Below are 26,008 nucleotides of genomic sequence, written 5' to 3'. Positions count from 1 at the left end.
GACAGAGCTGGTGACGGTGAATCCTGGAATCCTGGCCGGAGGGAGTTGGTGACGGTGAATCCCGCCCGGAGTGAGACGGACGTGAATTCCGATCACGCCGCGAACGAACTGCGCATCCTGCCGATCACCGGCCTGCCGGAGTTCCGGCCGGGCGACGACCTGGCCGAGCACATCGCGGCGGCGGCGCCGTGGCTGGCCGACGGCGACATCCTTGTGGTCACCAGCAAGATCGTGGCCAAGGTCGAAGGCCGGATCGTCGCCGCGCCGCTTGATCCGGAGGAACGCGACAGCGCGCGCCGCGCACTCGTCGATCAGGAAGCGGTGCGGGTGCTGGCGCGCAAGGGCCGCACCCTGATCACCGAGAACAAACTCGGCATCGTCCAGGCGGCGTCGGGGGTCGACGGTTCCAATGTCGAACAGGGCGAGTTGGTGTTGTTGCCGAACGACCCCGACGGCAGCGCGAAGGCGTTGCGCGCCGCGCTCGGTGAACGTCTCGGCGTCACCGTCGCGGTGGTCGTCACCGACACCATGGGGCGGGCCTGGCGTAACGGGCAGACCGACGCCGCGATCGGCTCGTCCGGTCTGCGGGTCCTGCACGACTACGCGGGCACCGTGGACGGGCAGGGCAACGAACTCCACGTCACGCAGGTCGCGATCGCGGACGAACTGGCCGCCGCCGCCGATCTGGTGAAGGGCAAACTCGGCGGCGTACCCGTCGCCGTGGTGCGTGGACTACCGGTCACCGACGACGGCTCGGGCGCGGTCGACCTGCTGCGCGGCGGCACCGAGGATCTGTTCTGGCTCGGCACCGCCGAGGCGATCGACCGCGGACGGAAAGAGGCGCTGCTGCTGCGCCGTTCGGTCCGGCAGTTCGCCGACACCCCGGTCGACCCCGAACGCGTTCGCGGCGCCGTCGCGACGGCGCTGACGGCGCCCGCGCCACACCACACCCGTCCCGTGCGTTTCGTGTGGCTGCGCGAACGCGAGTTACGGGAGGCATTGCTGGAGGCGATGGCCGACAAGTGGCGCACCGACCTCACCGCCGACGGACTCGATCCCGAACGGGTGGAGCGCCGGATCGCGCGCGGACGCATCCTTTTCGACGCGCCCGAGGTGATCATTCCGTTCTGCGTGCCCGACGGCGCGCACGATTACCCCGACGAGCGCAGGCGCGCCGCGGAGCGGACCATGTTCACGGTCGCGGTCGGCGCGGCGGTGCAGGGCCTGCTGGTGGCGCTGGCCACCGACGGGATCGGCAGTTGCTGGATCGGCTCGACGATTTTCGCCCCGGAGGTCACCCGTTCGGTGCTCGGTCTCGCCGAGGACTGGAATCCGCTGGGCGCCATCGCCATCGGTCATCCGCTCGAGGAACCCGCGCCGCGTTCGGTATTCGGTCCGGGCTCGGGTTTGGTGGAACTGTGATCATGGGAACCGTGACTCTCCGAACCACGATCGCGTCCACCTGTTCCGCCGTCGGCGGATTCGCGCGATGAGCGCCGAATCGCTGCACGCCTCGGCCACGAAACTGCTCGAATCCTGGTGCCCGGCAACACGTCCCGATGAGTCGCTGCGGGAGGCGATGCTGGCCTTCCTCGGGTCGGCCCCCGGTGGCTGCCTACGTGGGCACGCGCCGGGACATATCACCGCGTCGACCATCGTCTTCTCGCACGACCGGAGCGAGGTCCTGCTGACCCTGCATCCCAGGGTCGGGCGTTGGCTCCAGCTCGGAGGGCATTGTGAGGAGGGTGACGAGACGGTCGCCGACGCGGCGCTGCGCGAGGCGACCGAGGAATCCGGTATCGAAGGCATCGACCTGGAACCGGAACTGTATGGGGCGCAGGCGCACCCGATCACCTGTTCGCTCGGTGTGCTGACGCGTCACCTCGATCTGCTGTTCCTGGCCGTCGCCCCGGCGGGCGCGGTTCCGGTGCGCAGCGCGGAGTCGACCGACCTGCGGTGGTGGCCGGTCGGCGCCCTGCCCGACAACGCGGATGTACTGCTGGACCGCTAGTACCGGCCGTCGAAGGGCCGCATCCTCCGGGGTGCGGCCCTTCTTCTGTTTCCGGGACCGGCCCGCATGCCATGTCAACTTTACAAATCAGCGTATTTGTATAGACATCCGACACTGTGGCGGCTATTGTAAATCATAGATGTATTGCGCGTCACACTTTCGGCGCGCCGCTGGAAAGGGGAGACAACGATGTCGACGGATATCGACGCGGCCGAGCGCCCGGTACAGGCGTGGCGCGACCGCAAGCGGTACATGTGGCTGTGGGGGCTTTTCGCGCCGACGGGGCTGTTCACCATCGGTCTGCCACTGATCTGGGCGCTCAACGAGATCGGCTGGCACCGGCTGGCGCAGGTGCCGTTCTGGCTCGGTCCGATCCTGATCTACGTGCTGATCCCGATCGCCGATGTGTTCTTCGGCCCGGACGGTGAGAATCCGCCCGACGAGGTGATGGAGTACCTGGAGAACGACAGGTACTACCGCTATCTGACCTACCTGTACCTGCCGTTCCAGTACGCGGGACTGGTGATGGCCTGCTACCTGATCACCGCGGACGACGTGAGCTGGCTCGGCATCGACGGCGGGCTGCACCTGGTCGACAAGATCGGGCTCGCCATCACCGTCGGCATGATCGGCGGCATCGGTATCAATACCGCGCACGAACTGGGCCACAAGAAGGTGCGCCTGGAGCGCTGGCTGTCGCGGATCGCGCTGGCCCAGCCCTTCTACGGCCATTTCTACATCGAGCACAATCGCGGCCACCACGTGCGGGTGGCGACGCCGGAGGATCCCGCCAGTTCCCGGATCGGCGAGTCCTTCTGGGCCTTCTGGCCGCGCACCGTGTGGGGGAGTTCGAGCTCGGCGTGGCGGCTGGAGTCGACTCGGCTCGAGCGTCTCGGCAAGAAGCCGTTCAGTCTGCACAACGAGGTGCTCAGCGCCTGGCTCATGTCGGTGGTGCTGTACGCCGCGCTGATCGCGATCTTCGGTATCGAACTGCTTCCGTATCTGGTGTTGCAGGCGGTGGTCGGATTCAGCCTGCTCGAGGCCGTCAACTACCTCGAGCACTACGGGTTGGTGCGCGAGCGGACCGCCTCGGGTCGTTACGAGCGCCCGGCGCCGGTGCACAGCTGGAACAGCGATCACCTGGTCACCAATATCTTCCTGTACCACCTACAGCGTCACAGTGACCATCACGCCTACCCGACGCGGCGCTATCAGACCCTGCGCAGCTGGGACGGCGCACCCAATCTGCCCAGCGGCTACGCCAGCATGATCCTGCTGGCCTACTTCCCGCCGCTGTGGCGTCGGGTGATGGACAAGCGGGTGCTGGCCCATTACGACGGCGACATCACCCGGGCCAATATCCAGCCGGGTAAACGGGATCGGGTCCTCGCCCGCTACGGCGCGAGCACGACGGAGGTGTAGTCGTGAGCTCTTTCCGTTGCCCCGTCTGTGATTACGTCTACGACGAGTCGAAAGGTGAACCACACGAAGGATTTCCGGCCGGAACGGCCTGGTCCGAGGTGCCCGACGACTGGTGCTGTCCCGATTGCGGCGTACGCGAGAAAATCGATTTCGAACCGGTAGGAGTGAGCGGATGAGTACAGCGTCACCCAGTGAAGCGACGATCGGCCGGGGGGCGGGCGGACCGGATTACAAACTGTTCCAATGTGTCCAGTGCGGTTTCGAATACGACGAGGCGCAGGGCTGGCCCGACGACGGAATCGCCCCCGGTACCAGGTGGGACGATATTCCCGATGACTGGACCTGTCCGGACTGCGGCGCGGCCAAGGCCGATTTCTTCATGGTCGAGATCGAACGGTCGTGAGATTTTGACTGCGGCAGATGCCCGTGACAGTGTCGCGGGTATGCCGCGTACCGGACCGAGGGTTCCTTATCAGGAAGCGGCGCGGCTGCTGCTGCGCACATCCGTCCTCGACGGTATGCGCGAACTGCTCGTCGAACGGGACTGGGCCAAGATCACCCTCGGCGATGTCGCGACCAGGGCGGGCGTCAGCAGGCAGACCCTCTACAACGAGTTCGGTTCACGCGCGGGCCTGGCGCAGGCGTACGCGCTGCGACTGGCCGACGATCTCGTCGATCACGTTCACACCGCGATCGACGGCAACGTCGGTGACGCGCGCGCCGCGTTCCGGGAGGGTCTGGCCGGGTTCTTCCTGGACGCGGCCACCGATCCGCTCGTGCAGTCGCTGCTCTCGGGCGAGGCGAAACTGGATCTGCTCCGCCTCATCACCCTCGACGCGGGGCCCTTGCTCGCGCACGCGACCGATCGCCTCGCGGGGGCCTTCGAGAACAGTTGGGTGGACGCCACCCGGGCGGAATCGGAGATCCTCGCCCAGGCGTTGGTGCGGATCGCGCTGAGTTACATCCCGACCCCGCCCGGTCCCGGGCACAACGCCCCCGCCGAGCTGAGCGAGTTGCTGGCCCCTTACGTGGAGGCGATACTGTCCGCGAGGGACCGGCAGTAGCAGCGGATGGGACCGGAGCTCAGCGGTAGCCGCGGGTGCACAGTGCGTCGAGGCACTTATGATTTCGACCAAAAACCGACTAGCAGGGTTGTAAGTACCACCACGTTTGATTGCCTAGGTGCTGTGTAACAGTCCGAAACACTGTATGTATTGTCCTGCAACGAAGTGGAAGTACGGAATTAGCGGGGCAAACGTGCAACCGGTTGGCAAACCGAAGGGGTCGCTCGATCCCAAACGCCATCTCTGGGTGTTCGGTCTGCTCGCGCCCGCCTGTGCGCTGCTCCCTTCGCAACTTGTCCTGCGCACCGGCTACGAGATCTTCTGGTGGATCGGGCCGGTCCTGATCCTGATCGTCATCCCGGTGCTGGACTGGGTGGTCGGCGAGGACGGATCCAATCCGCGCGACGAGGACTACGAACGCCTGTCCAACGACAGGTTCTACCGGTGGTGCACCTACCTCTTCCTACCGATCCAGCTGATCGGCCTGGTGATCGCCAGCGCGATGTGGGCGGGCGACGACCTGAGCCTGCTGGACAAACTCGGCCTGGCGACCACTCTCGGGTTCGTCAGCGGCATCGGTATCAACGCGGCGCACGAACTGGGGCATCGGGTCGAGGTCCTCGAGCGCTGGCTGGCGAAACTCGCGCTGGCGCAGTCCGGCTACGGGCATTTCTTCGTCGAGCACAACCGTGGTCACCACGCCCGCGTCGCCACCCCCGAGGATCCGGCGAGCGCCCGGCTGGGGGAATCGCTGTGGGAATTCCTGCCGCGCAGCGTCGGCGGCGGATTCCGTTCGGCGATCGGTCTGGAGCGCGAGCGGCTGGCCCGGCGCGATCGCGGCTGGTGGAGCCCGCACAATCACATCCTCCAGGCCTGGGCGATGTCGCTGGTGCTGTTCGGCACGCTGATCGGGATCTTCGGCATCGCGACGGTGCCGTGGCTGTTCCTGCAAGCCGTGATCGGGGCCTCGCTGCTGGAGACGGTGAACTACGTCGAGCACTACGGTCTGCTGCGCGAGCGCAGGCCCAACGGCCTCTACCGCCGTTGTTCGGCCCGCGACAGCTGGAACAGCGATCGCCTGGTCACCAATATCTTCATGTTCCACCTGCAACGGCACAGTGACCATCACGCCAACCCCGGTCGCCGCTACCAGACGTTGCGCACCTCGGCGCTGGCGCCGCGGCTGCCCGCGGGCTACGCCAGCATGATCGTGCTCGCCGCGATCCCGCCGCTCTGGCGAGCGGTGATGGACAAGCGGGTGCTCGCCCACTACGACGGCGACCTCGACAAGGCCAATGTCCTGCCCCGTAAACGAGTGAGACTGGCGGCCTCGCGCCGGGCTGCCGCCTGACCCCGAATCGCGCGGATTAGGTTAGGCTCAGCTAATGTTCGACAGGTTGCTCGTCCTCGCAACCGCCGCCGCGGCTGTCCTCACTCCGCTCGCGGCGGCCACTCCCGCTGTCGCCGCTCCCGCCACTCCGGCCGCCACGCGCGGTGTCGTCGTCATCGTGCCCGGCCAGTCGTTGGGTCCGCTGCCCTACGAACCGATGGCCGCCGAACTGCGCGCGGACGGATACACCTCCCTCGTCCTCGATCTGCGGGGTTTCGACGTGGCGGCCGACGCCGCGTCGGTCGCCGTCGCGGTGGACGCGGCCCGCGCCGAACATCCCGGCGTTCCCGTCGCCCTGGTCGCGCACAGTATCGGCGCGATGAGCGGTCGCTACTACCTGCGCAATCTGGGCGGTGCGGACCGGATCGCCACCTATGTCGCGATCGGCGCGCCGCAGTACGGATCGTCCGGCGCGTGCGGGCAGCCGGTGGGCGCCGAGATCTGCCCGGACACCCGGTTCATGGCCGAGCTCAACGCCGGCGACGACACCCCGGGACCGACCGCCTACTACTCGATCCGCAGTCAGCGGGAATGGTCCGACGGGCGCCTCGACGGCGGACAGTGCCGGATCACGCCGTTCCCGACCCTCGGCAACGGCGGCGTCGACCACGCGCTCGAACCGCTGCTTCCCGCGGTACTGCCGCTGGTGCGCGGCGCGCTCGCGGGCGTGTGCGATGGTGAATTCGTCGACGAACCGGACGGCGCGATCGACCCGGGGTCGACCATCTTCCCCAACGGCGTCCCCTACAGCTAGTACCACCGCGATACGGCAAGACCGTCGCGCTGTGCCACGGCGCGGAGTGACGGACTAGCCTTGCTGATCGAACCGACATTCACCGAGAGGCTGATCCAGGCGCATGACAACCTCAGAACTTCCCGCACGCACGTCCCTGACCGCCGATGTCCGCAACGGCGTCGATTACAAGGTGGCGGACCTCGCGCTGGCCGAATTCGGCCGCAAGGAGATCCGGCTGGCCGAGCACGAGATGCCCGGTCTGATGGCGCTGCGCCGCGAGTACGCGGACGTGCTGCCGTTGCAGGGCGCCCGCATCTCCGGTTCGTTGCACATGACCGTGCAGACCGCGGTGCTGATCGAGACCCTCGTCGCGCTGGGCGCGCAGGTGCGCTGGGCCTCGTGCAACATCTTCTCGACCCAGGACCACGCCGCCGCCGCGGTCGTGGTCGGTCCGCACGGCACCGTCGACGCGCCCGAGGGCACACCGGTCTTCGCGTGGAAGGGTGAAACCCTCGAGGAGTACTGGTGGGCCGCCGAGCAGATGCTGACCTGGCCGGGCGAACCCACCAACATGATCCTCGACGACGGCGGCGACGCCACCATGCTCGTGCTGCGCGGCGCGCAGTTCGAGAAGGCGGGTGTGATCCCGCCCGAGGACGACGACCACTCCGCCGAGTACAAGGTGTTCCTCAACCTGCTGCGCGAGCGTTTCGAGACCGATCGCGGCAAGTGGGGCGCCATCGCGGAATCGGTCAAGGGCGTCACCGAGGAGACCACGACCGGCGTGCTGCGGCTGTACCAGTTCGCGGCGGCCGGTGAGCTGGTCTTCCCGGCCATCAACGTCAACGACTCGGTCACCAAGTCGAAGTTCGACAACAAGTACGGCACCCGCCACTCGCTGATCGACGGCATCAACCGGGGCACCGATGTGCTCATCGGCGGCAAGAAGATCCTGATCTGCGGTTACGGCGACGTCGGCAAGGGCTGCGCGGAATCGCTTGCGGGACAGGGCGCCCGGGTCCAGGTCACCGAGATCGACCCGATCAACGCGTTGCAGGCGCTGATGGACGGCTACGACGTCGTCACCGTGGAGAAGGCGATCGCGAACGCCGATATCGTCATCACCTCGACCGGCAACAAGGACATCATCACCCTCGATCACATGAAGGCGATGAAGGACAAGGCCATCCTCGGCAATATCGGCCACTTCGACAACGAGATCGATATGGCCGCGCTGGAGCGTTCCGGTGCGCACCGGCTCAATATCAAGCCGCAGGTCGACCAGTGGACCTTCGAGTCGGGCAAATCCATCATCGTGCTGTCGGAGGGGCGGCTGCTCAACCTCGGCAACGCGACCGGACACCCGTCGTTCGTGATGTCGAACAGCTTCTCCAACCAGGTCATCGCGCAGATCGAGCTGTGGACCAAGCCGCAGGAATACGACAACGAGGTCTATCGCCTGCCCAAGGCGCTGGACGAGAAGGTCGCCCGCATCCACGTCGAGGCGCTCGGCGGTGAACTGACCAAGCTCACCAAGGATCAGGCCGAGTACATCAACGTCGATGTCGAGGGACCGTACAAGCCGGAGCACTACCGGTACTGACGCCCGCGAGGGATTCTTCCCGAATCACGTGTGTCCCGTCGAGTCCGGCTCGACGGGACACACGCGTGCGCGGTCACTCGCCCGGCTACAGCCGAAGCCGATAGCAGTCGCCGTAGAAGTACAGCCGTAGCGCGCAGTTGATCCCGGCCGAACCCGTCATCGACAGCAGCCGGAACACGGTGGCGATATCGGCGGCCGATCCGGAGGCGCTGCCGGTGTCGGCCGCGACGGGATCGGCGGGGGGAAGTGGATCCGCGGCTGCGTTGCCGCGGATGACGGCGCTGGAGATGGCGATCGCCGCGACGATCGCGGGCAGAATGTGTGATTTCGGCATGTGGTTGACCTGCCTGATAGTGGGTGGAGCCGCCGCCAATATACGACAATCTGAAGTGTTGATATTTCATATTTGCCGAGTTGGTCGGGTGGCGTCGGTCCGTCACCGTCGCGCATGTAGCCTGCTCCTCATGGGTGCGCTGGTATCGGTCGAAGGGATCGACGGAGCGGGTAAACGGACGCTGATCGACGGCGTCGGCGCGGCCCTGCGTGCGCGCGGTCTGCGCGTCGCCACGCTGGCCTTCCCGCGCTACGGCCGTTCGGTGCACGCTGATCTGGCGGCCGAGGCGCTGCGCGGCAAACACGGCGATCTGGCCGACTCGGTGTACGCGATGGCGCTGATGTTCGCGCTCGACCGCGCGGCCGCGCTGCCCGAACTGTCGAAACTGGTGGCCGACAACGACATTGTCGTGCTGGATCGCTACGTCGCCTCCAACGCCGCGTATTCCGCCGCCCGCCAGAAGGAATCGGCGGACGGCGAAACGGTGCGCTGGGTGGGCGATTTGGAATTCGGCAGATTCGCGCTTCCGGTGCCCGAGCTACAGGTGCTGATCGACGTGCCGACCGAGGTGGCTGCCGAGCGTGCGCACAGGCGTGGCGAACTCGACGAGTCCCGGGCCCTGGACGCCTACGAACGCGACGGCGGACTACAACAGCGCACCGACGAGGTGTACCGCGAGCTGGCCGAACTGCCTTGGTTCGGGCCGTGGTGGAAGTTCCGAACCGACGACGACGCCTCGACGTTGATCACCCGATTGGCCGAAATCGTTGCCCGATAAGGTTGGATGTGCGGCGGGATTCGACCAGTGTTGGCGTGGCGGCCCGCTACGAGCGCGAGAGATGACAACATAGTAATTATGAAGCCGAAGATTCTGGTCGTCGACGACGATATGGCGCTCGCGGAGATGCTCACGATCGTCTTGCGCGGGGAAGGGTTCGACCCGCATGTGGTCGGCGACGGCACGCAGGCCCTGGCCGCGGTACGTGAGATCCGCCCCGATCTCGTGTTGCTGGACCTGATGCTGCCCGGTATGAACGGCATCGACGTATGCCGGGTGCTGCGCGCCGATTCCGGGGTGCCGATCGTGATGCTCACGGCCAAGACCGACACGGTCGACGTCGTGCTCGGTCTGGAGTCGGGCGCCGACGATTACATCGTCAAACCGTTCAAACCCAAGGAACTCGTCGCCCGGGTGCGCGCTCGCCTGCGTCGCACCGAGGACGAGCCCGCCGAACTGCTGTCCATCGCGGATATCGTCATCGACGTGCCCGCGCACAAGGTCAGCCGTTCCGGCGTGCAGATCTCGCTGATGCCGCTGGAATTCGATCTGCTGGTGGCGCTGGCGCGCAAACCGCGCCAGGTCTTCACGCGTGAAGTGCTGCTCGAACAGGTATGGGGCTACCGGCACGCGGCCGACACCAGGCTGGTCAACGTGCACGTGCAGCGCCTACGCGCGAAGGTCGAGAAAGACCCGGAGAATCCTGAAATCGTGCTGACCGTCCGCGGGGTCGGGTACAAGGCCGGACCCCCGTGATCGATAGCGAGGAGCGTCCCGCGGGCGCGGTCGGCCACGACGACCCGGCCGGTGCGTCACGCGGGACGGGTCATCGTATTCGAACAGCGCTCACACCGGTGGCGACGTGGTTCAGAGATGTCGGCACCGCGTTGGGTCATGTCTGGCGACGGTCGCTGCAACTGCGCGTCATCGTCTCGACGCTGACCCTGTCACTGATCGTCATCACCATCCTCGGCGTGGTGCTGACCAGCCAGATCACCGATCGGCTGCTGGACGCCAAGATCAACGCCGCGGTCGAGGAGATGGACCGCGCGCGCAATACGGTGGAGAGCCAGCTCGCGGGTGTGCACGATATCGGCACCCAGCGGCTCGGTGATGCGCGCGACGCGCTGTCCAATCGTGGTGGCACGGGTCAATCCAGCGGTGTGGCAGGCAGTTTCGATTCCGCGCTGAGCATGGTCGGCGGCACGCCGCAGCAGCAGATCTCGGTCGGTCCGATCAGCGAGGTGCCCGAGGAACTGCGCCGGTTCGTGCAGCGCAACCAGGTCAGCTATCAGTTCGCCACGGTGGCGGATCCGGACGGCTATCACGGCCGCGCGCTGGTCATCGGCAGTCCGAGCGCCGAGATCCCGACCCTGGAGATCTACCTGATCTTCCCGCTGGCCAACGAGGAACGCAGCCTGGCGCTCATGCGCGGCACCATGATGATCGGTGGCCTTGTGCTGCTCGTGCTGCTTGCCGCGATCACCGCGCTGGTCACCAGGCAGGTCGTGCTGCCGATCCGGTCCGCCGCGCGGATCGCCAGCCGCTTCGCCGACGGCAGACTCAAGGAACGCATGCTCGTGCGCGGCGAGGACGATATGGCGCGGTTGGCGCAGGCGTTCAACGAGATGGCCGAGAGTCTGTCGAACCAGATCACGCAGCTCGAGGAATTCGGCAATCTACAACGCCGATTCACCTCGGACGTCAGCCACGAGTTGCGCACCCCGCTCACCACCGTCCGCATGGCGGCCGACCTGATCCACAGCAGCAGCGACGATCTGGACCCGGCTCTGGCCCGCAGCGCCGAACTGCTCGTCACCGAACTCGACCGCTTCGAGGGCCTGCTCAACGACCTGCTCGAAATCAGCAGGCACGACGCGGGCGTGGCCGAATTGCAGGTCGAATCGCTCGACGTGCGCATGTGCGCGCGGGCCGCGATCTCCACCGTGCGGCATCTGGCCAAGGACGCGGGCATCGAAGTGGTCATCGACATGCCGGAGGAACCGTTGGTCGCCGACGTCGACCCGCGTCGCGTCGAGCGTGTGCTCCGTAATCTGCTCGCCAACGCCATCGACCACAGCGAGGGCAAACCGGTGCTGATCCGGATGCGCGGCGATGCCGACGCCAACGCGGTCGCGGTGGTGGTACGCGATCAGGGCGTCGGTCTGCGGCCGGGCGAGGAGAAGTTGGTGTTCAACCGCTTCTGGCGTTCGGACCCGTCCAGGATGCGCCGTTCCGGCGGTACCGGACTCGGTCTGTCCATCAGCGTCGAGGACGCGAATCTGCACGAGGGCAGGCTGGAGGCGTGGGGCGAGATCGGCCTCGGCGCCAGTTTCCGGCTGACGTTGCCGCTGGTTCGCGGTAAGAAACTCGGGGTGAGCCCGCTGCCGCTGGAACCGGGCATGCGCAAACCGCCGCGTCCCACCGAATCCGAGACCGTCGAGTTGCCGTCCAGCCCGTTGCCGCAGCCCGAACCGGGCGCGGACCGGGCCCAGGCCACCGAGGCCGACCGCGACGGCGCCGCACCGGAGCCGCCGTCGCGGTCGGCCGCCGACAGCGGCGAGGTAGCGCGCGAATCGGGAGACGTACAGTCATGACCGTGCATTCCAGGTTCCCGCGGCTGCGTTGGGCCGCGCTCGGCGCCCTCGTGCTGGTGACCGCGCTGCTCGGTGGGTGCGCGAGTCTGCCGGAGTCCTCCGCGCCGCAGGCTCTCGGCACCATCAACAGGGAGCCGACGTCGGAAGGACCGCTGCCGCCGACGGCCGGGCGCGATCCGGGACTGCTGCTGCGCGACTACCTCCAGGCGACGGCGGACCCGGCCAACGGGTACGCGGCGGCGCGGCAGTACATGACCGAGTCGGCCTCGGCCCAGTGGGACGACACCACGAGCACGGTGATCGTCGACCGGCCCGACACCCTGCTCGAATCGCGTGAGGCCGAATCCGCCACCTACCGGATCCGCGCCCAGAAGGTCGCCGAGATCGCGCCCGACGGCGCGTACCGGGCCACCGAGGGCCCTCCGCTCGAATACAAGATCGAGATGGTCAAGGTCGACGGCGAATGGCGCATCGACGACCTGCCCGACGGCGTCGTGATGGACACCACCGCCTTCGCCAAGTCCTACCGGCGATACGTGCTGTACTTCGCGGAGCCGACGGGTAATTCGGTCGTTCCCGATCTGCGCTGGATCTCCGCGCCGAAGAACGAACTGGCCGAGCGGCTGCTCTCGTTGCTGGCGGACGGCAGCGAGCCCGCGCTCGCCCCGGTGGTGCGCAACCTGATGGCCCCGCCCGTGGCGATACGAGGTCCGATCACCAAGGCCAACGGCGATCCCGACGAGGTCGGCGTGGGCCTTGGTGGCGTGCGCATCGATTTCTCCGGCGTCAACGGGTTCAACCAGCGCGATCGCGAACTGCTCGCGGCGCAGGTGGTGCTCACCCTGGCCAGAGCCGACGTCCTCGGGCCGTACATGCTCCTGGCCGACGGCAAACCCCTGGACGAACGGTTCGCCGCGAACGGGTGGTCGGTCGCCGACGTCCAGCAGTCCAGTCCCGAGGTCAACGCCCAGAACCGGATCGGGCTGCACGCGCTGCGCGAGGGCTCGCTCGTGCAGGTCGGGGTCGGCGGGATCGACCCGGCCCCCGGCTATTTCGGTGCGGTGAGCAATCTCCAGTCCGCGGCGCTGAGCCCGGACGGTCAGTTCGTCGCCGCCGTCGCCGACGCGGGCAGGCCCGCGCCCGAGCCGCCGCGCACGCTGATGGTCGGCAGTTACGGCGGCACGCAGTTCCCGGTCGCCGAGGGCACCACCATCAGCCGACCGTCCTGGGCCCTCGACGGCAGCGCCGCGTGGGCGGTCATCGACGGTGAGCACGTCATCCGGGTGGTCAACGACCGGGCGACCGGAACCGTGTCGGTCGAGGACGTCGACATCTCCGGCCTGACAACGGGTTCCACCGCGCTGCGATTCCCGATCACCGAGATCAGGATCTCGCGCAGCGGTGTCCGCGCGGTGCTGATCGCGGACGGCAAGGTGTACGTGGCGGTCGTGGTCCGCAGGCCCGATGGCAAATACGCGGTGAACTCGCCGATGCCGGTGGCCGTCGACGTGAGCACACCCGCGGTGTCGGTGAACTGGCTGGGCGGCGACACGATCTTCATCGCGTTCCAGGGCAATGTCGACCCGGTGCGCACCGTCCAGATCGACGGCTCCGGGCTGCTACCGCTGACCGGGCGCAATCTGACCTCGCCGGTGCGGTCGGTCAGCGTCTCGCCCGAACACCAGTACGTCGCCGATTCGCGCGCTGTCCTCGAATTGACCAGTAATCCCGACGGCGGCGAACCCTATTGGCGCGAGGTGCCGGGGCTGGGCGCCAACGCCGTTCCCGTGCTGCCCGGATAGCCGCGCTCTGTCGGTGGGTGGGTGCACACTCGCCCGATGCGAACGCTGCTCGATCTGATGTTGCCCGCACGGTGCGGCGGGTGCGGGACGGCCGGGACGCCATGGTGCGCCGATTGCGCCGCGGTGCTGACGAGACCGCCGGTGCGGGTCCGTCCACGGACCGATCCCGGCGTGCCGTGCTGGGCGCTCGGTCCCTACGCCGGTCCGGCCCGTCGCGCGGTACTGGCGATGAAGGAACACGGCAGGCGTGATCTCGCGCGACCCCTCGGTGACGCGCTGGCGGCGGGGCTGGCTCGACTACGGGCTCCGGGGCGGACACTGATCCTGGTGCCCGCCCCGAGCAGACGGGTCGCGGCGCGGCGTCGGGGTGGCGATCCGGTCCTGCGGACGGCCGCTGCCGCGGCGGGATCGCTGGAAGATTGCCAGGTGGTCCCGGCATTACGTCTGTGGTGGGGAGCGCGTGACTCCGTCGGGCTGACATCCGGCGAGCGCAGGCGCAATCTGGAGGGTCGGATCCACGCTCTACCCATACCCGGTGCGCGGGCATCCTACACCGGATTTGCCGAGGTAGTCGTGGTCGATGATGTGCTGACAACCGGCGCCACCGTCGGTGAATCGGTGCGCGCGCTCGGACGTGTCGGTTATTCGGTACGTGGCGTTCTGGTGACGTGTGCTGCTTGACTCCGGGAAATTTGCGTGAACACTGGCGGACCGCCGCTATGCGTACTACCGTCGCCAACACACACCCGAACCGGGAGTTTGGAGGTGGCGCCTCGGACAACTACGTGCCGTGCTATTCCCCGACGTGAGGTCCGGGCCCCCGGCCCGAGTCCGTGTAACCGCGAAGGGCTCCGCGAAGCGACGGATACCGAATACTGCTCGGCACGGCTCAACCCCGCCGCACGTCATATCGGGCTGTGCGGCCAGATCCGGGAGGTACGCGTGACGACTTCACGACCTTCAGTGAAAGATTCCAATTCCTCGGTACTGGACCCCGGTGCCGCGTATTCACAAGAGTCCCCCGACGAGGATCGAGCGCCGGCTCCTCGCGCCGACGTCGTGGTCAAGGGCCGCAACGTCGAGGTGCCCGACCACTACCGAATCTACGTCTCGGAGAAGCTCTCCCGTCTCGAACGCTTCGATCCGTCGATCTTCATCTTCGACGTCGAGCTGTTCCACGAACGCAACCGTCGTCAGCGCAAGAGTTGCCAGCGCGTGGAGATCACCGCGCGGGGTAAAGGTCCGGTCGCCAGGGCCGAAGCGTGCGCGGACAGTTTCTACGCCGCCCTCGAATCCGCGACGGCCAAACTCGAGAGCCGCCTGCGCCGCACCAAGGATCGCAGGCGTGTCCACTACGGTGAGAAGACTCCCGTCTCCGTCGCCGAGGCGACCGCCGAACTCGTCGACGATCAACTGTTCGCCCTCGCCAGCGGTGATCTGGACGCCCATGCCCATCCCGGCGAGGATTCCACGGAGCCAACGGATTACGAGGCCGGACCCGGCCATATCGTGCGCACCAAAGCGCACACCGCGACTCCGATGTCGGTCGATGACGCCCTCTATCAGATGGAACTCGTCGGCCACGACTTCTTCCTCTTCCACGACAAGGAGACCGACCGTCCCTCGGTGGTCTACCGTCGTCACGCTTTCGACTACGGCCTGATCCGGCTCACCTAGCGCGCGTCGAAATGCCCGGCCGGATCACGACGCCCGGCCGGGCGCAGTGCTGTCCTACCGGCGGCGATCACGAAAGAACGTGTTGCGCAACAGGGAATCGCGGCGCGGCCGCAGCGCTTGCAACATCACCAGGTCGGCGAAGGTCTCCGCGTCGCGTTCGCGACTGCTGCCGTAATCGGTTCTGCCCAGCACGTGCCGGATGGATTCCGGGCTGATCGACGGCAGCAGTTCGGTCACCGCGGCCAGGGTATGGCCGGCCGCGGTGCCGTCGGCGCGATCGGGTCCGTGCCCGAGCAACATGTGGCCGAGTTCGTGGGCGACGATATGTTCGGCGTGCCATTCGGTCGTGTCGGCGCCGTAGACGATGACATCGGAATCCTGTTTGGCGATCCACAGACCGCTGCCGGTGCCGCACCCGGCTCCCGCGAGGTCGACGGTATCCACCGGATGCAGGGTGATGGGTCGTCCCCGGAACTCGGCGACCGCGTCGATATAGGAGCTCAGCTTCCACGGACGTGGAATCGAGACGTTCCGGGAGAGTTCCCGGAACCGGGTGTCCATACCGGCCATACGATGCGATCTCCTACGACAGTCCACGATCCCGCCCCGTGTGGGTGTCGATGTTACCGAGTGGTGGGTCGGAGTCGGTCGGTGCTCTCGATCAGCCGGGAGAGGCGGTCGAGGTCGACCTCCGAACCGCGCAGCGCGATGCTGGCGACATTGGCATCGCGCATGGTCGCGAGCAGTTCGAGTTCGCGATCGATCGACCGCGCGGTGTCGCCGGTGGTGGTGAGGTAATCGGATTCGACGCCGAAGCAGTGCGCGATGGCCGCGAGCACATCGTCGTCGACGACGCGCTCGTCGAAGACGCCGTCGCGCATGCTGTCGATGTGCTGTGCCGAGATGGTGCGGTGCAGGGTGGTGCTCACCTGTTCGGCCACCGAGGACGACGCGCGCTCCGGTGCGGCGCGCGGATGCATCGTCTCGAATAGTCGGTTGATCTTGCGACTGAGCGTCAATCGCTCATGCGCGGAGGTGTTCTCGGACATCTTCACCATTCATTCCTCGCCGTTCCGGAATTCTGCCGCGCCGTTGGCGGCCGACCACCGATCGCGGAACCTCGCCTCGGTACCGGCGTCGATCTCGGTGACGCGGTTCGCCAGCCAGCGACGATAGCGGCGCTCGTCGAGTTCGGCCGGATCGCTCACCTCGGCGGGAACCTCGAGCAGATGTTGAAAGGCCATCTCCACCAGCGGGTGCAGCTGCCGTCCCGGACCCCCGTTGCGTTCGAGCATGACGGTGGCGTAGCGCGCGGACAGCCGGGAGACGACGCCGTTGAGATCTCCGACGGCGGCCACCACGTGCGGCTCGACGGTGTGGCCGCGTTCTATCGCGTCGTTGAGACGGCCCGAGGCGGCGAGCAGGGCCGTCAGATCACCGAGTTCGAAGCGGATCGAATCCGGTCCGGAGACGATCGATTCGTTGCCCGCCGAATCCGTGTTCCGCGCTTCGGACGGTGTGCCGCCCGCGTAGGCGCGGGCGGCGCTGCCGGGCCGCCAACGGAGCGGCACGTCGAGTTTGTTGAGGGTGTGCGTGCTGATCGAGGAGTCGCCGTCCTCGATCTTCCTGATCGTCGGGGCGGACGGGCCGCCGAGGTCGCCGATCTGGATCTGGGTGAGGCCGAGTTCGTCCCGGCGCTCCCTGATGATCCGGCCGAAGCGCTTCTGTCGCGACAGCTCCGAAGTGCTTTGCATAGTGGGTTTCAGCGTAGGCCGTTTTCGGGTTTGATAGCAAGCTGATAGAAAGTGTTTGAGAAACCTGTCGAAACATTGTTACTGTGTTTTCGCGCCGAGCGTCCCGACGCCGGCTGCACAGGTTCCGGGGACGAGCAGGGGCGTTCACCGGGGCCGACCTACCGGCCTGCCGTGCAACGGTGCGCGGCAGGCTCAGCGGATTCGGAGGGGATCGCTGAGCCGCGGGCCGGGCCCATGGCGACCCGGCGGCGATCACCACGTGGGGTGCCGCCGGGTCTGTCATCGACGTTGCGCGGGAGTTTCGGCCGATCCCGTCGTAGACCTGGAACTTACTTTGAAGTAAGTTCAGTGCAACAGGTCTGTCGAAAGGAACTCGCATGGCTGCCCAGGTTGCCCGCCGTGCCGTGATCGTCTCGGGTGCGCGCACACCGTTCGTGCGCGCGTTCACCGATTACACGCGGATGGATTCGATCGCGCTGGCCGACGCCGCCGTGCGCGGACTGCTGGAGCGCACCGGGCTTCCCGGTGAACAGGTGCGGGCGATCGTGTGGGGCGGGGTGATCCTGCCCAGCGCCGCGCCGAATATCGCGCGCGAGATCGCACTCGACCTGAAACTCGATCCCGGCTGCGAGGGCTACACGGTCACCAGGGCCTGTGCGTCCGGATTACAGGCGGTGACCGCGGCCGCGGCCGCGATCGAGCGTGGTGAATACGACATCATGATCGCGGGCGGCAGTGATTCCACCAGCAATGCCGAGGTGAAACTGCCCCAGAAACTCGTGCACGCGGGCGCGCCACTGGCACTGGGCAAACCGAAGCCGACGGACTACCTCGCCGCCCTGCGTCAACTGGCCCCGTTCACCGATCTGCTGCCCGCCCGGCCGAAGATCGCCGAACGCACCACCGGCGAGGTGATGGGTGAATCGGCCGAGAAGATGGCGCGAATTCACGGCATCGGACGCGGCGAACAGGACGAATTCGCCGTGCGGTCGCACCGTCGCGCCGCCGCAGCCATCGAGTCCGGGCGTTTCGACGACGAGGTGTTGCGGGTGCGCACACCCGACGGCGTCGATATCGACCGGGACGGTCTCGTCCGTGCCGACACCAGCATCGAGCGGCTGGCGAAACTCGCCCCGGTTTTCGCGACCGACGGCACCGTCACCGCGGGTAATGCCAGCCCGTTGACCGACGGCGCGTCGGCGGTGCTGTTGATGAGCGAGGACGCGGCGAAGGCCATGGGCTACCGGCCGCTCGCGGCCTTCCGCTCGTGGAGTTACGTCAGCGTCGATCCGGCCGATCAGGTGCTGATCGGGCCCGCGATCTCCATGCCGAGAGCGCTCGACAAGGCCGGTATGTCGCTGGCCGATATCGACCTCGTCGATATCCACGAGGCGTTCGCCGCGCAGACGCTGTCGGTGCTGAGCGCCCTCGCCAGCGACGAATGGGCAAAGACGCGCCTCGGCCGTGACACCGCGGTGGGCGAGATCGATATCGAGACGCTCAATGTGCACGGTGGTTCGGTGTCACTCGGCCACCCGTTCGGCGCGACCGGAGCCCGCATGGTCACCACCATGGCGAATGAGTTGGCTCGCACCGGCAAATCCACCGCACTGCTCGGAATCTGCGCGGCGGGCGGTATCGGGGCGTCGGCGGTGCTCGAAAGCGTGTAGCGACGGGCCGTTCACGAATTCGCGCGGAAGGTCTCCCGATGTACGGCGTCGGCGAGCGCTCTGCCGGAGCGCCAGCCGAAACGTTCCAGGTCCGGGACGGTCTGGAATTCGTCGACGGGCCCGACGCAGAGCCAGGCGACGGGGCGGATGTGGTCGGGCAGGTCGATCAGGTCGGATAGGAACGGCTCGTCGTAGAACGAGACCCAGCCCACCCCGACACTTTCGGCGGTGGCCGCCAGCCACAGGTTCTGGATGGCGAGCACGGTGGAGTAGACCCCGGTCTCGGGAACCGTCGCGCGGCCGAGAACCACCGGGCCGCCGCGCGAATCGTCATGGGTGACGACGATGCCCGTGCCGCTCTCGGTGATGCCTTCGATCTTGATCGGCTCGAAGGTCTCGGCCCGCTCCGGCGGTAGCGCGTCACGGAATTCGACGCGTTTGTCGGCCACGTGATCGGCGAATCGCCGCAGCGTCGACCGGTCGCGCACCACCACGAAATCCCACGGCTGCGAGTTGCCGACGCTCGGGGCCCGATGCGCGGCGTCGAGGATTCGCCACAGCGTCTCGTCGTCGACGAGTTCACCGGTGAATTCGGCGCGCACGTCCCGGCGCAGCCGGATCGCCTCGTAGATATTCATATGGTCGGCACACACGGGGCAAGTCAACCAGGCGGGTGTCCCGCGCCGGTGAGCCGACCCGCCGTTGGTCAGCCGATCGGTACGGCGCGGGCGATCCGGCGACGTCCCTGGGCGAGCGCGGTGCGAAGTCCGCGGCGCTTACCGGTGACGGGATCGAATGTCGGGGCGGTGTCGCCGCCGAATTTACGTTCCGACGCCGTCTCGGGAGCGTCGTCCGCGGTGTGGCGCAGGTATTTGTTGGGCAGCGCGAGCTTGGCGATGGTGCGCCACGCCTTGAAGTACTGCACCGGCAGCGATCCGGTGGTGTAGGGCAGATCGTATTTCTCGGCGAGCGCCCGCACCCGCACCGCGATATCGGCGTAGTGATTACTCGGCAGGTCGGGGAAGAGATGGTGTTCGATCTGGTGGCTCAGGTTCCCGCTCATGAAATGGATGATCGGGCCGCCGGAGATGTTGGCGCTGCCAAGCATCTGGCGCAGGTACCACTCGCCCTTGGTCTCGCCCTCGATATCGGCCCTGGTGAACTTCTCCGCGCCGTCGGGGAAGTGGCCGCAGAAGATCACGGCATTGGTCCAGACGTTGCGCACCATATTGGCGGCGATATTCGCGGTCAGGGTGGTGAAGAACGCGGGGCCGGTCAGCAGCGGGAACAGTAGGTAGTCCTTGCCGACCTGTTTGCCGATCTTGGCCAGTACCTCACCGCGTTTGCGTTCGAATTCGGCGCGCTCGGGGGAGCCCTCGGGGTAGCGGCCCGCGGCGAGTTTGCCCAATTCCAGGTGCTGGATCGCGACGCCGTATTCGAAGAACAGTTGCAGCAGCAGGTTGTAGGCCGGGTTGCCCAGATTGAACGGCTTCCAGCGCTGGTCGCGCGTCACGCGCAGCAGACCGTAGCCGATGTCGTCGTCCATGCCGAGCACGTTGGTGTACTTGTGATGCAGGTAGTTGTGGGTCTGCTTCCAGTGCTTGGACGGCCCGGTGTTGTCCCACTCCCACGAGCTGGAATGGATCTCGGGATCGTTCATCCAGTCCCACTGGCCGTGCATGACGTTGTGCCCGATCTCCATGTTCTCGATGATCTTGGCCGTCCCGAGCAACGCCACGCCCGCCAACCACGCGGGCGGCAGGAAACTGGCGAAAAGTACGGTGCGGCCGCTGATCTCGAGCGCGCGCTGAAGCCGGATGACATTGCGGATGTAGTGCGCGTCCTTCACCCCGCGGGAGGATTCGATCTCCCTGCGGATCGCGTCGAACTCCGCGCCGAGTGCCTCCACATCGGCTTCGGTGAGGTGCGCGTACTCCTTGACATCCGAAATCGCCATGGTGGTTACAGTACCGTAAGTTACGTGACCGTAGGTTGCGAGCGAGGATGCGGAATTGTGGTAAATACCGCATTGCGGAGTCGCTGGGAGAATGCTAGACGTCTGCCGCCGATCGGTCCAATCGGAGCGTCAGCGGTTGCGGCGCAGCCGCAGTGACATCCGTTTCCGCACGGCCTTGCGACGCAGGGTCGCCTGCTCGTTGCGGGCCTTCTCCTGCAACGTCGCCCGTGCCTCGCGCAGCAGTACCTTCTCCTGCTCCGCCTTCTCCTTCAGCGACCGCTTGGCTTCGCGCAGGACTCCTTTTTCGTATTCGGCCTTCTCGCGCAATACGACCTTCGCCTCGGCCATCGCTGAACGCAGCCCGCGACGTCGCCCGGTCTCCGGGTCGATCATCACCCGATGGTTCTCCGGCCGCCAATGGTTCTCGGTCCAGCGTTCGGTGGGCAGCGACGGGAGGGTGATACCCGCGAATTTGCGTTCCGACGAGGTTTCCGGAGCGTCGTCGGCGGTGCGCTTGAGGAAGCGGTCCGGCAGCGCGAGCTTGTGGATGGTCCGGAACGCCAGCAGGTACTGCTTGCCCAGCGATCCGGTGGTGTAGGGCAGGTCGTACTTGTCGCACAACTCCCGCACCCGCACCGCCACTTCGGCGTATCGGTTGCTCGGCAGGTCGGGGAACAGGTGGTGCTCGATCTGGTAGCAGAGGTTGCCGCTCATGAACGCCATCGCGGGCCCGGCCTTGAAATTGGCACTGCCGAGCATCTGGCGCAGGTACCACTCGCCGCTGGTCTCACCCTCGAGCTGTTCGACGGTGAATTTCTCGGCGCCGTCGGGGAAGTGGCCGCAGAAGATGACCGCGTACGCCCACAGGTTCCTCACCAGGTTCGCGGTGGCGTTCGCCTTGAGCGTCGACTTCCACGCCGGACCGGTCAGCAACGGGTACAGCAGGAAATCCTTGCTGACCTGGCGGGCGATCTTGCGTCCGAACTCGCGATTCGGGGCGGACATGAGCTCGCGGGGTGGCGTGCCCGACAGCTGCTTCTCGATGTCCCAGTCGTGCAGGGCGATACCCCACTCGAACCCGGCGGCGAGCACCAGATTCGCCGCAGGCTGCACCAGGTGGATCGGGCGCCACTGCTCGTCGCGGGTCATCCGCAGGATGCCGAAGCCGAGATCCTCGTCCTTGCCGAGCACATTGGTGTAGGTGTGGTGCGAGTAGTTGTGCGCTCGCCGCCACTGCGAGGACGGGCCGGTCTGATCCCATTCCCAGGTGCCCGAATGGATCTCCGGATCGTTCATCCAGTCCCACTGGCCGTGGCTGATGTTGTGCCCGAGTTCCATGTTCTCGATGATCTTGGCCACCGAGAGCATCGCGGTGCCCGCGAGCCAGGCCCAGCGGTTGCGGCTGCCGAAAAGAACGGCGCGCGCCGCCACTTCCAGCCCGCGCTGGGCTGCGATGGTGCGGCGGATATATCTCGCGTCACGCTCTCCGCGTGACAGCTCGACCGACCGCCGAATGGTATCGAGCTCATCGCCGAGGGTCTCGATGTCGGAGGCCGTGAGGTGGGCGAACGCCTTGATATCGGTGATTGCCACCGGAGTCCCTTCTCTGGCTCGTGTACCCCGAGGGTACCCGCCGTGCCGAGTAGCGTCCGGCTACTCGGCACGCGACCGCGCGCTGCGCGGTCTCGCCGTTGTCAGATGTCGAGTGTGCAGTTTCCCGCCGCGGCGGAGATGCAGGTCTGAACCTTGTCGCCCTCGCGGCGTTCCTCACCGTTGCGCAGATCTCGCGCATGACCGGAACTCAGTGTGACGACACAGGTTTGGCAGATGCCCATACGACAGCCGAACGGCATCTGCACACCGACCGACTCGCCCGCCTCGAGCAGGCTGGTCGCGCCGTCGACCTCGACCGAGCGGTCGGTCCTGCCGAAGGTCACCGTGCCGCCCTCGCCCACCGCCGACCGCGCGATCTCGAACCGCTCGACATGCAGCTGATCCGACAGACCCGCTGCGCGCCAATGGGATTCGATCTCGTCGAGCATGCCCGCCGGGCCGCAGGCCCAGGTGTCGCGCTCGCGCCAGTCGAGGAAACGCTCGTCCAGATCGGCGAGCGCGAATTTGCCGTTCTCGCCGGTCAGATGCAGGTGTGAGGTGAAACTCGGGTGACGGTCGTGCATGTCGCGCAGTTCCGCGCCGAACATCACATCCTCGGCGGTGCGCGCCGAATGCAGGTGCGCCACATCGGTGACCCGGTCCCTGCGGTCCATGGCCCGCAGCATCGCCATGACGGGAGTGATGCCACTGCCCGCGGTGAGGAACAGCACCTTCTCCGGCGGCGGATCGGGCAGCACGAATCCGCCCTGCGGCGCCTGCAATCGGACGATGGTGCCCTCGGACACACCGCCGACGAGATGGCTGGAGAGAAAACCCTCCGGCATGGCCTTCACGGCGATGGAGATCAGACGTCCACCGCCGCGGCCGGGTTCGGTCCAGTTCGGCGGACAGGTCAGCGAATACGAGCGCCAGTGCCAGCGGCCCTCGACCAGGATGCCGATGCCGACGTATTGACCCGGCTGGTACTTGAAATCGAAACCCCAGCCCGGCTTGATGACCAGCGTCGCGGAATCGGCGGTCTCCTTGCGCACCTCCACGATGCGGCCGCGTAATTCCCGGGCCGACCACAGCGGATTGGCCAGGTGCAGGTAGTCGTCGGGCAGCAGCGGTGTGGTGACCCGCGCGACGGCGCCGCGCAGCACATTCAGTCTGCCGCCGCGCTCGGCGACACTCGCGGCCGGAGCCTCCAGCCACTCGCGGACATTCTTGAAGACCATTCGGTGCCGTTCGTCTCTCTTGTCGTGCGGCCACCGTCGGTGCCGTCTGTCCGCAAGGTTACGGCATCGTAGGTTGTGTCGGTCGGGCGACGGCCGATCGGTCCGCGCGGGTCCGTTCCGCCTACAGCAATTCGAGCAGGAACGGCAGTTCCTGGGCGGCGTACCAGGCCAGCTGGTGGTCCTCGGCGTCGCCGAGGACGAATTCGGCGTCGGTATCGCCCAGGTCGGCGGCGTCGACCACGTCGACGGCCTTGGCGACCTGGGGCTCGGCCTCCGCCAGGTCGACGTGCACCGAGGCGATCTGGTTGTAGGTGATCGGCCCCGCGAGTTTGACCACGGCGTCATCGAGGTCCGGCCGCAGTTTCGTGCCCGTCACGTCCGCGGCGATGACCGCGCGCCGGTACACCGGGCTGCTCGCCGACGCGGCGCCCGCGGCGTCATCGATATCGCCGCTCTCGGCATCGCCGGAATCCCCGCCGCCGACGAAATCGTCGCGTTCGGCCGCGAGCAGTCGCAGCGACGCGCGCGCCGCCTCGACCATGGCGACCTCGGCCAGTTCGTCGTCGTCGCCGGAGGCGTAGGCCTCGCGGAGCGCGGGGGTGACCGCGAACGCCGTGCCGCCGATCGGGAACATCTCCCGGTCCGCGACCAACCCGCGCAGCATCGGCACCGTCGCAGGGATGTAGACCCGAATCGCGGGGCGATCTGATTTGTCAGACGCAGGCACCGAGCATCTCCTCCATGGACTCGTGCACCGCCGCGGCGAGCACTCCGATATCGGCCATCGCGTCGCGGTCGGCGTTGAGTCCGTAGAAGACGTGCCCGTCGTAGGACGTGATCCCGATACTCGAAGCCTGCCTGCGCAGCAGCGGCGACACCGGATACATCTCCAGCATCCGCGCGCCGCCGATATACATCGGCGTCTGCGGACCCGGCGCGTTGGTGATCACCAAGTTGAACGTGTGCTCTGCGAACGTACTCGCCGCCCTGACACTGACCGCGTGCAGGCTCGCCGGAGCGAACCCGGCCAGATGCACCAGGGTGCGGGCGCGCACACCGCGGCGATGCCGGTTGTTGGCGTCGGTCGCGTGCGAGATGTGCGACAGGCGCATCACCGGATTGGGTTCGCCCACCGGAAGATCGATGAGGAACGAGGAGACCTCGCCCGCCGGATTGAGCTGATCGCCGTTCGGATCCTCCAGGTACACCGACATCGGCACCACGGCGCGCAGGGTGGCCTGTTCGGTGAGCGCCTCGTCGCGCGAGAGCAGCCAGTTCCGCAGCGCGCCGGTCACCACGGCGAGGATCACGTCGTTGATCGAGCAGTCGAACCGCTTACGGATCTTGCGGTAGTCCTCGAGGTCGGTACGGGCCACATCGAAACGGCGGCTGCGCGAGGTCTTGGCGTTCAGGGGGCTGTCGGGTGCGCCCGCCGTCGCGGCCTTGACCGCGGTGACCACCGAATCCACCGCGCGGCCCGCCGCGGCGACCATGGCGAAGGCGTCCGCGCTCGCCCCCCGGACGACTTCGAGCGCCTCGCGCGGCTGCGCCGCCAGGTGGCCGAGCGCGCCGACCAGCAGTTCCACCTCGTTGGGTTCGCGCGGGGCGACCCAGGCGTCGTCGGCAAGACCGCGCGGTGACGGGCTGGTATCGAGGATCACGTGCCCGATCTCGAGCGCGCTCTCCCCGTCGACCAGCGCCGAATGGGTTTTGGTGAAGATCGCGCTGCGGCCGTCGGAAAGTCCTTCGATCAGATTCATCTCCCACAGCGGTCGGCCCTGGTCGAGCGGTCGCGAGGCCAGCCGGGCGACCAGGTCGTGCAACTGGTCGTCGGTGCCGGGACTCGGCAGCGCGGAGCGGCGCACGTGGTAGGTGATGTCGAAGCGGCTGTCCTCCACCCACACCGGCCTGCCGAGGGCCAGCGGAATCTCGCGCACCTTGCGTCGGTAGCGGGGGACCAGCGAGAGCCTGCTCTCGACCAGATCCACCAGGCTGTCGTAATCCAGCGATGATTCGTCGTCGGTGTTCCGGACGATCGCGAGGGAGCCGATATGGATCGGATTGCTGCTCGACTCGAGCCGATAGAACGACGCGTCCTGCGGCGTCAGTCTCGTGATCACGCTGCCCGGTACTCCCTTCCGCTGCACTGCGCCCCGGCCGCCCGCGTTCCGCTTGCTCGCACACCGCGTCTTCGCGACTCCGCCGCGCGGTGTGCCCCGGTACAACGCCTCATTTGTGGTGCGCTACAACGAACCGTAGGCGTTCTTGTGGCATATCAAGCGAAATGGACGCATTCCTTAACCCGTGCCCTCGTCGTGGCCGACCATCTCCGAACGTCTCCGGTCTCCCGATTCGATCACAGGGGGAGGGGGAATGCGCGGC

At 67.0% G+C, this 26,008-nt stretch carries 26 protein-coding genes; 16 read left to right on the top strand and 10 right to left on the bottom strand.

Annotated features, from left to right (window positions below):
• Window positions 1-81: 81 nt before the first annotated feature.
• The 9 genes from OG225_RS28050 (at window position 82) to ahcY (ending at window position 8,226) form a co-directional block, all read left to right on the top strand.
• A complete protein-coding gene (locus OG225_RS28050) occupies window positions 82-1,422 on the top strand; it encodes a coenzyme F420-0:L-glutamate ligase (RefSeq protein WP_405177992.1) in 1,341 nt (446 codons plus the stop codon).
• Between the two features lie 67 nt (window positions 1,423-1,489).
• A complete protein-coding gene (locus OG225_RS28045) occupies window positions 1,490-2,011 on the top strand; it encodes an NUDIX hydrolase (protein WP_405177991.1) in 522 nt (173 codons plus the stop codon).
• A gap of 189 nt (window positions 2,012-2,200) precedes the next feature.
• Complete coding sequence (locus OG225_RS28040) at window positions 2,201-3,433, top strand: alkane 1-monooxygenase (RefSeq protein WP_405177990.1); 1,233 nt, start codon at window positions 2,201-2,203, stop codon at window positions 3,431-3,433.
• A gap of 2 nt (window positions 3,434-3,435) precedes the next feature.
• The gene (locus OG225_RS28035; protein WP_109528399.1) at window positions 3,436-3,609 is read left to right on the top strand and encodes a rubredoxin; all 174 of its coding nucleotides are present in this window, start codon (window positions 3,436-3,438) and stop codon (window positions 3,607-3,609) included.
• A 26-nt stretch (window positions 3,610-3,635) separates the two neighbouring features.
• Window positions 3,636-3,836, top strand: coding sequence for a rubredoxin (locus OG225_RS28030; RefSeq protein ID WP_405183392.1), 201 nt, complete (start codon window positions 3,636-3,638; stop codon window positions 3,834-3,836).
• A gap of 40 nt (window positions 3,837-3,876) precedes the next feature.
• A complete protein-coding gene (locus OG225_RS28025; protein ID WP_405177989.1) occupies window positions 3,877-4,497 on the top strand; it encodes a TetR family transcriptional regulator in 621 nt (206 codons plus the stop codon).
• 193 nt (window positions 4,498-4,690) lie between these two features.
• Window positions 4,691-5,848, top strand: a complete 1,158-nt coding sequence (locus OG225_RS28020; RefSeq protein WP_405177988.1) for an alkane 1-monooxygenase — start codon at window positions 4,691-4,693, stop codon at window positions 5,846-5,848.
• A 34-nt stretch (window positions 5,849-5,882) separates the two neighbouring features.
• Complete coding sequence (locus tag OG225_RS28015) at window positions 5,883-6,641, top strand: esterase/lipase family protein (protein WP_405177987.1); 759 nt, start codon at window positions 5,883-5,885, stop codon at window positions 6,639-6,641.
• Window positions 6,642-6,744: 103 nt separating this feature from the next.
• Window positions 6,745-8,226 (top strand): adenosylhomocysteinase, encoded by a 1,482-nt coding sequence (gene ahcY / locus OG225_RS28010; protein WP_216908106.1) that lies wholly within the window; start codon window positions 6,745-6,747, stop codon window positions 8,224-8,226.
• Between the two features lie 85 nt (window positions 8,227-8,311).
• On the opposite strand, the gene OG225_RS28005 is transcribed toward ahcY, so the two are convergent.
• Window positions 8,312-8,560 (bottom strand): hypothetical protein, encoded by a 249-nt coding sequence (locus OG225_RS28005; protein WP_405177986.1) that lies wholly within the window; start codon window positions 8,558-8,560, stop codon window positions 8,312-8,314.
• Between the two features lie 130 nt (window positions 8,561-8,690).
• On the opposite strand from OG225_RS28005, the gene OG225_RS28000 reads away from it, so the two are divergent.
• From OG225_RS28000 to hpf, 6 genes are all read left to right on the top strand, one after another.
• Window positions 8,691-9,338: a dTMP kinase gene (locus OG225_RS28000; RefSeq protein WP_405177985.1), complete on the top strand. Its 648-nt coding sequence runs from the start codon at window positions 8,691-8,693 to the stop codon at window positions 9,336-9,338.
• Between the two features lie 78 nt (window positions 9,339-9,416).
• Complete coding sequence (mtrA, locus tag OG225_RS27995) at window positions 9,417-10,094, top strand: MtrAB system response regulator MtrA (RefSeq protein WP_405177984.1); 678 nt, start codon at window positions 9,417-9,419, stop codon at window positions 10,092-10,094.
• A 77-nt stretch (window positions 10,095-10,171) separates the two neighbouring features.
• Window positions 10,172-11,935: an MtrAB system histidine kinase MtrB gene (gene mtrB / locus OG225_RS27990; protein WP_405183391.1), complete on the top strand. Its 1,764-nt coding sequence runs from the start codon at window positions 10,172-10,174 to the stop codon at window positions 11,933-11,935.
• Window positions 11,932-13,737: an MtrAB system accessory lipoprotein LpqB gene (lpqB, locus tag OG225_RS27985; protein ID WP_405177983.1), complete on the top strand. Its 1,806-nt coding sequence runs from the start codon at window positions 11,932-11,934 to the stop codon at window positions 13,735-13,737. Before mtrB ends, lpqB begins: the two co-directional genes overlap by 4 nt.
• A 36-nt stretch (window positions 13,738-13,773) precedes the next feature.
• A complete protein-coding gene (locus OG225_RS27980) occupies window positions 13,774-14,418 on the top strand; it encodes a ComF family protein (protein ID WP_405177982.1) in 645 nt (214 codons plus the stop codon).
• 378 nt (window positions 14,419-14,796) lie between these two features.
• Window positions 14,797-15,414 carry a ribosome hibernation-promoting factor, HPF/YfiA family gene (hpf, locus tag OG225_RS27975; RefSeq protein WP_405183390.1) on the top strand — a complete coding sequence of 206 codons (618 nt, stop codon included), beginning with the start codon at window positions 14,797-14,799 and terminating at the stop codon, window positions 15,412-15,414.
• Window positions 15,415-15,468: 54 nt separating this feature from the next.
• Here hpf and OG225_RS27970 read toward each other — a convergent pair whose 3' ends face one another.
• Genes OG225_RS27970 through OG225_RS27960 form a run of 3 tightly spaced genes read right to left on the bottom strand, consistent with a single transcriptional unit; the run spans window position 15,469 to window position 17,168 of the window.
• On the bottom strand, window positions 15,469-15,984 hold the full coding sequence (locus tag OG225_RS27970) for a hypothetical protein (RefSeq protein ID WP_405177981.1): 516 nt from the start codon (window positions 15,982-15,984) through the stop codon (window positions 15,469-15,471).
• Window positions 15,985-16,037: 53 nt separating this feature from the next.
• On the bottom strand, window positions 16,038-16,463 hold the full coding sequence (locus tag OG225_RS27965; protein WP_405177980.1) for a hypothetical protein: 426 nt from the start codon (window positions 16,461-16,463) through the stop codon (window positions 16,038-16,040).
• Between the two features lie 9 nt (window positions 16,464-16,472).
• The gene (locus OG225_RS27960) at window positions 16,473-17,168 is read right to left on the bottom strand and encodes a helix-turn-helix domain-containing protein (protein ID WP_405177979.1); all 696 of its coding nucleotides are present in this window, start codon (window positions 17,166-17,168) and stop codon (window positions 16,473-16,475) included.
• Window positions 17,169-17,545: 377 nt separating this feature from the next.
• On the opposite strand from OG225_RS27960, the gene OG225_RS27955 reads away from it, so the two are divergent.
• Window positions 17,546-18,838, top strand: coding sequence for an acetyl-CoA C-acyltransferase (locus OG225_RS27955; RefSeq protein ID WP_405177978.1), 1,293 nt, complete (start codon window positions 17,546-17,548; stop codon window positions 18,836-18,838).
• A gap of 11 nt (window positions 18,839-18,849) precedes the next feature.
• On the opposite strand, the gene bluB is transcribed toward OG225_RS27955, so the two are convergent.
• The 6 genes from bluB to OG225_RS27925 form a co-directional block, all read right to left on the bottom strand.
• On the bottom strand, window positions 18,850-19,476 hold the full coding sequence (gene bluB / locus OG225_RS27950) for a 5,6-dimethylbenzimidazole synthase (protein WP_405177977.1): 627 nt from the start codon (window positions 19,474-19,476) through the stop codon (window positions 18,850-18,852).
• 68 nt (window positions 19,477-19,544) lie between these two features.
• A complete protein-coding gene (locus OG225_RS27945) occupies window positions 19,545-20,795 on the bottom strand; it encodes a fatty acid desaturase family protein (RefSeq protein ID WP_405177976.1) in 1,251 nt (416 codons plus the stop codon).
• A gap of 129 nt (window positions 20,796-20,924) precedes the next feature.
• The gene (locus OG225_RS27940) at window positions 20,925-22,388 is read right to left on the bottom strand and encodes a fatty acid desaturase (RefSeq protein WP_405177975.1); all 1,464 of its coding nucleotides are present in this window, start codon (window positions 22,386-22,388) and stop codon (window positions 20,925-20,927) included.
• A gap of 101 nt (window positions 22,389-22,489) precedes the next feature.
• Complete coding sequence (locus OG225_RS27935) at window positions 22,490-23,626, bottom strand: ferredoxin reductase (protein ID WP_405177974.1); 1,137 nt, start codon at window positions 23,624-23,626, stop codon at window positions 22,490-22,492.
• 121 nt (window positions 23,627-23,747) lie between these two features.
• Window positions 23,748-24,290: a DUF6912 family protein gene (locus tag OG225_RS27930; protein WP_405183389.1), complete on the bottom strand. Its 543-nt coding sequence runs from the start codon at window positions 24,288-24,290 to the stop codon at window positions 23,748-23,750.
• Window positions 24,291-24,339: 49 nt separating this feature from the next.
• Entirely contained in the window at window positions 24,340-25,746 is a 1,407-nt protein-coding gene (locus OG225_RS27925; RefSeq protein WP_216908087.1) for a wax ester/triacylglycerol synthase family O-acyltransferase, read from the bottom strand.
• Window positions 25,747-26,008: the final 262 nt, after the last annotated feature.

Origin of the sequence: Nocardia sp. NBC_01377 (assembly GCF_045040005.1) — a bacterium.
Taxonomy (GTDB): domain Bacteria; phylum Actinomycetota; class Actinomycetes; order Mycobacteriales; family Mycobacteriaceae; genus Nocardia; species Nocardia noduli.
The sequence above is the reverse complement of the archived record's forward strand: the minus strand, read 5'-3'. Positions and strand labels throughout refer to the sequence as shown.